This is a genomic window from Microcoleus sp. B3-A4 (assembly GCF_036705385.1).
In the GTDB taxonomy this organism is placed as follows: domain Bacteria; phylum Cyanobacteriota; class Cyanobacteriia; order Cyanobacteriales; family Microcoleaceae; genus Microcoleus.
In genome coordinates this window covers 24,238-28,459 of sequence record NZ_JAUBUI010000077.1, presented here as the reverse complement: position 1 = coordinate 28,459, position 4,222 = coordinate 24,238, and the positions used below count along the sequence as shown (strand labels likewise).

Annotated in this window: 3 protein-coding genes; 2 read left to right on the top strand and 1 reads right to left on the bottom strand. The window is 42.1% G+C overall.

Annotated features, from left to right (window positions below; translation table 11 throughout):
* Nucleotides 1-48 precede the first annotated feature (48 nt).
* A complete protein-coding gene (locus QUB33_RS23355; RefSeq protein ID WP_333354959.1) occupies nucleotides 49-219 on the bottom strand; it encodes a hypothetical protein in 171 nt (56 codons plus the stop codon).
* A 265-nt stretch (nucleotides 220-484) separates the two neighbouring features.
* On the opposite strand from QUB33_RS23355, the gene QUB33_RS23350 reads away from it, so the two are divergent.
* Both QUB33_RS23350 and QUB33_RS23345 read left to right on the top strand, forming a co-directional pair.
* On the top strand, nucleotides 485-1,786 hold the full coding sequence (locus tag QUB33_RS23350) for an AAA-like domain-containing protein (RefSeq protein WP_333354956.1): 1,302 nt from the start codon (nucleotides 485-487) through the stop codon (nucleotides 1,784-1,786).
* The coding region (locus QUB33_RS23345) for an AAA-like domain-containing protein (protein ID WP_333354953.1) at nucleotides 1,783-4,222 on the top strand (2,440 nt) is incomplete at its 3' end. The genes QUB33_RS23350 and QUB33_RS23345, both read left to right, overlap by 4 nt.

Below are 4,222 nucleotides of genomic sequence, written 5' to 3'. Positions count from 1 at the left end.
AACTAATTATTAAATGGAACAGAAAAATAAAAAATAAAGGTAACTTAGTTAATGCAGTTTAGATGTTTGACAGCTTACTAAGGGAATTAGGGCGATCGCGATCGGTACTGCAACTTTCTCGATCCACCACTTGATGTTGGAATTGTCAGATTTTTTCACTTGATTTACCTTTTTAGCTGATGTAGTCTTGTTCTGGTGCAGCCGTTTTAAAGTTTTCATTTAGTTAATTTTCCTGTCTACAATTTCGATAATAAACTAACTTTATTACTATTCTTTGATTGACAAATAAATTCAACAAAGTTGTCAATTGCCGGGGAATTACCACTTTTTTTGACAAGGGAGTTGAAGGGTTTGTGAAAAAATCTTCACAAATTAGCTGGTGTTTGTCAATTTGTGAAATTAAACTGGCGATCGAGGCTGAAGCTGGCAACTGTGGTAAATTAGTAAGAGTGGTAGGTAAAGCGCTAAGGCAGGTATGCGGAGCATGAATCAAAAAGAGTTTGACGCCATTTATCCAAAAGAGCTAAACCGCATACAGCATAAGGTACTAGATCTGTTTTTGCAAGGGAATTCAGAGGAAGCGATAGCTAAATTCATCGAACTTAATGATTCATCGGGTGTCAGATACCATATTACAAATATCTGCAAGTTATTTGGTTTTAAAAATGAAGAGGGCGAACGCTTCCGACAGCGCGATCGATTAATCGCGCTATTTGCCCTGTATAAACCTGACTCAGTTAGTGATAAATTAAAAGCAAATTGTGGAATTTCCCCTGAAAATCCAGAAAAAGTTGAATCCTACTATGTAGAGCGCGATTGCGAAGATCAATGTTATGATAAAATTTTAGAAAAGGGAGCGCTCATTCGGATTAAAGCTCCTCAAAAAATGGGCAAGACTTTACTGGTGGATAAAATTCTCGATCGCGCATCGCAAGAAGGTTACAAAACAGCACTCCTCAGTTTTGAGGAAGCTGACAGTGAAGTTTTGGGAGATTACCGGAAATTATTGCAGTGGTTGTGTGTTACTTTGGGCGACTTACTGGAGTTGGAGAATAAATTAGGGGAACATTGGGATGACTCTTTAGGCGGTATTAACCCTAACGTCACTAAATATTTAGAAAGGTATTTATTCAAAGATTTTTCTCAACCTTTGGTACTGGTATTAGAGAAAGTAGACCTGGTTTTTGAGCAAGCTACTTTTAATATTGATTTTTGTCGCTTACTGCGTGGGTGGAATGATGCAGCTAAAAGGAATGATCGCCGCAGTGCAATCTGGCAAAAAATCCGGTTAATTGTCGTTCACGCTACAGAAGTTTACAGTTCTCTTGATATCAACTCATCCCCTTTGGCGGGTGTTGGGTTGACTGTACCTTTGCCAGATTTTACCCCGGAAAAAGTGCAGCAGTTAGCGGGGCAGTATCGACACAATTGGCTGAGTACAGACGATATTCAACAACTTATGAAAATGTTTGGTGGTTATCCTTATCTGGTGCAAGCAGCTTTTGCTTACCTGCAAACTCCTCAATCTTCTCTGACTAAGCTTTTGGAAATTTCACCTACTGAACAAAGTCCCTTTATTAATCACTTGCGAGAACTTTTAGCCAAGCTCAAACTCTGTCCAGAACTCGCCGAAGTTTACCGAGAAGTCGTAACTAAAACTCAACCAGCGATGCTGGAAACTAATCAAATATTTAAGTTAGAAAGTATGGGATTGGTGCGAGTGGAACATAATGATTGTTTTCCCCGCTGCGATTTGTACCGTCAATATTTCTCGGTGCGTCTATGACTTATCAATATATAGCTGAATCAACTCTCCCAGAAGATACCCAAACCTATGTAACGCGAGAAGCTGATAGTCAGCTTTATCAAGCGTTGCTTGAAGGTAAACTTTGTTATGTTTTCAATTCTCGCAAAATAGGTAAGTCTAGCTTAGCGCTTCAAACTATGAAGCGACTGCGAGACGAAGGCATTGTATCGGTTTTTATTGACCTGTCTGGCGACGAGACGAAGTTAGAGCATCCCGAACAGTGGTATGCTAATATACTTGATACTTTGGCTTATGAATTAGACATCAAGGTTAATTTAAAAAGCTGGTTGGAGGAACGAAATTGGCTGTCTCCCTTGCGTAGATTTCGGGAGTTTATTGAATCGGTGATGCTGTCGCAGGTTTCCGAAAAAATAGTCATTTTTTTTGATGAAATAGATAGCGTTCTGAGTTTGAATTTTTCGGCAGACGATCTATTTGCTTTTATCAGAAGCTGCTACAATCGCCGTACCCAAAATGCAGACTACAATCGCATTACTTTTTGTCTGTTGGGCGTGGCCACACCTTCAGATTTGATTCAAGATAAAAAGCGCACGCCCTTTAATATCGGTCAAGCTATTGAATTAAAAGGTTTTACTCAAGAACAAGCTGCACCTTTAGCGAAAGGCTTAGAAGGAAAAGTTGATAGTCCCCTTGAGGTTTTAAAGGAGATTTTAGACTGGACGGGCGGACAGCCTTTTTTGACTCAAAAACTTTGTAAAATTGTCCTAGAACAAGCAGAAACCAGCAATCCTGACATTGCCGAACTGGTACAAGCTTACATTATTAACAATTGGGAAGAGAACGATAACCCCGAACACCTCGGAACAATTCGCGATCGCATCCTCAGCAATCAACAGCGTACCAGCCAACTCCTCGGCATCTATCAGCAAATTATTACCCCCCCTAACCCCCCCTTGCTAAGGGGGGGGAAAGATAGCACTAATTCTTCTTTAATAAGGGGTGGTAAAGATAGCTCTAATCCTCCCTTAGCAGAGGAGGAAAAAGACAATCTTACTCCCCCCCGAAGCTTGGGGGGGCTGGGGGGGGTCGCCGCTGATAACAGTCCAGACCAAATGGAGTTACAGTTATCGGGGTTAGTTGTTAAAAAACACGGTCAACTGCAAGTTTACAACCGTATTTATCGAGAAATATTTAACCTCGATTGGGTACAGCAAGAATTAGCAAAACTCCGCCCCTACCAGGAAAACTTCGCCGCTTGGATAGCCTCAAATCGTCAAGATACTTCCCGACTGTTGCGTGGCAAAGCGTTGGATGATGCGTTGCAGTGGAAAGTGGGTAAACGTTTAAGCGATGAGGATAATGATTTTTTAGATGCCAGTCAAGCTGATGAACGCCAAGAACTGAAGAAAAATAATGAATCATTAAGAGAATTCCGTAAACAATTCAGGGAAGTTTTCAAAATCGAAGAAGCGGGACGCAATGCCTTAAAGCTTTTTCAGTCGGATGGAAACCAAAGAGACTTGCGGGCAGCTATCAAAGCCGGAGAAGATTTAAAGAAGTGGATACCAGATAATCCCCCGCTTTCAGAATATCCCGTTACCAATCCTCTGTTAGTTTTGCAGAAGATTCTTGCTAAAATTCGCGAACGGTGCCAGTTTGCCGGACATAATGACTTGGTAAGAAGTGTCAGTTTTAGCCCCATAGGAGATAGGATCGCTACTGCCTCATCTGACAACACTGCGAAATTGTGGGACTTGCAAGGCAACTGCTTGGTAACATTCACCGGACATAATGACTGGGTAACAAGTGTCAGTTTTAGCCCCACAGGAGATAGGATCGCTACTTCCTCATCTGACAACACTGCGAAATTGTGGGACTGGCAAGGCAACTGCTTGGTAACATTCACCGGACATAATGACTTGGTAACAAGTGTCAGTTTTAGCCCCATAGGAGATAGGATCGCTACTGCCTCAATTGACAAAACTGCGAAATTGTGGGACTGGCAAGGCAACTGCTTGGTAACATTCACCGGACATAATGACTCGGTAACAAGTGTCAGTTTTAGCCCCACAGGAGATAGGATCGCTACTGCCTCAATTGACAAAACTGTGAAATTGTGGGACTGGCAAGGCAACTGCTTGGTAACATTCACCGGACATAATCACTGGGTAACAAGTGTCAGTTTTAGCCCCACAGGAGATAGGATCGCTACTTCCTCATCTGACAACACTGCGAAATTGTGGGACTTGCAAGGCAACTACTTGGTAACATTCACCGGACAGAATAACTCGGTAAGAAGTGTCAGTTTTAGCCCCACAGGAGATAGGATCGCTACTGCCTCATCGGACAAAACTGCGAAATTTTGGGACTTGCAGGGTCACTGCAAGGTAACATTCAGCGGACATAATGACTGGGTAAGAAGTGTCTGTTTTAGCCCCACAGGGGATGTGATCG

Coding starts and splice junctions, on each gene's coding strand:
- QUB33_RS23350 (WP_333354956.1), top strand. CDS start 485: ATGAATCAAAAAGAGTTTGACGCCATTTATCCAAAAGAGCTAAACCGC.
- QUB33_RS23355 (WP_333354959.1), bottom strand. CDS start 219: ATGAAAACTTTAAAACGGCTGCACCAGAACAAGACTACATCAGCTAAA.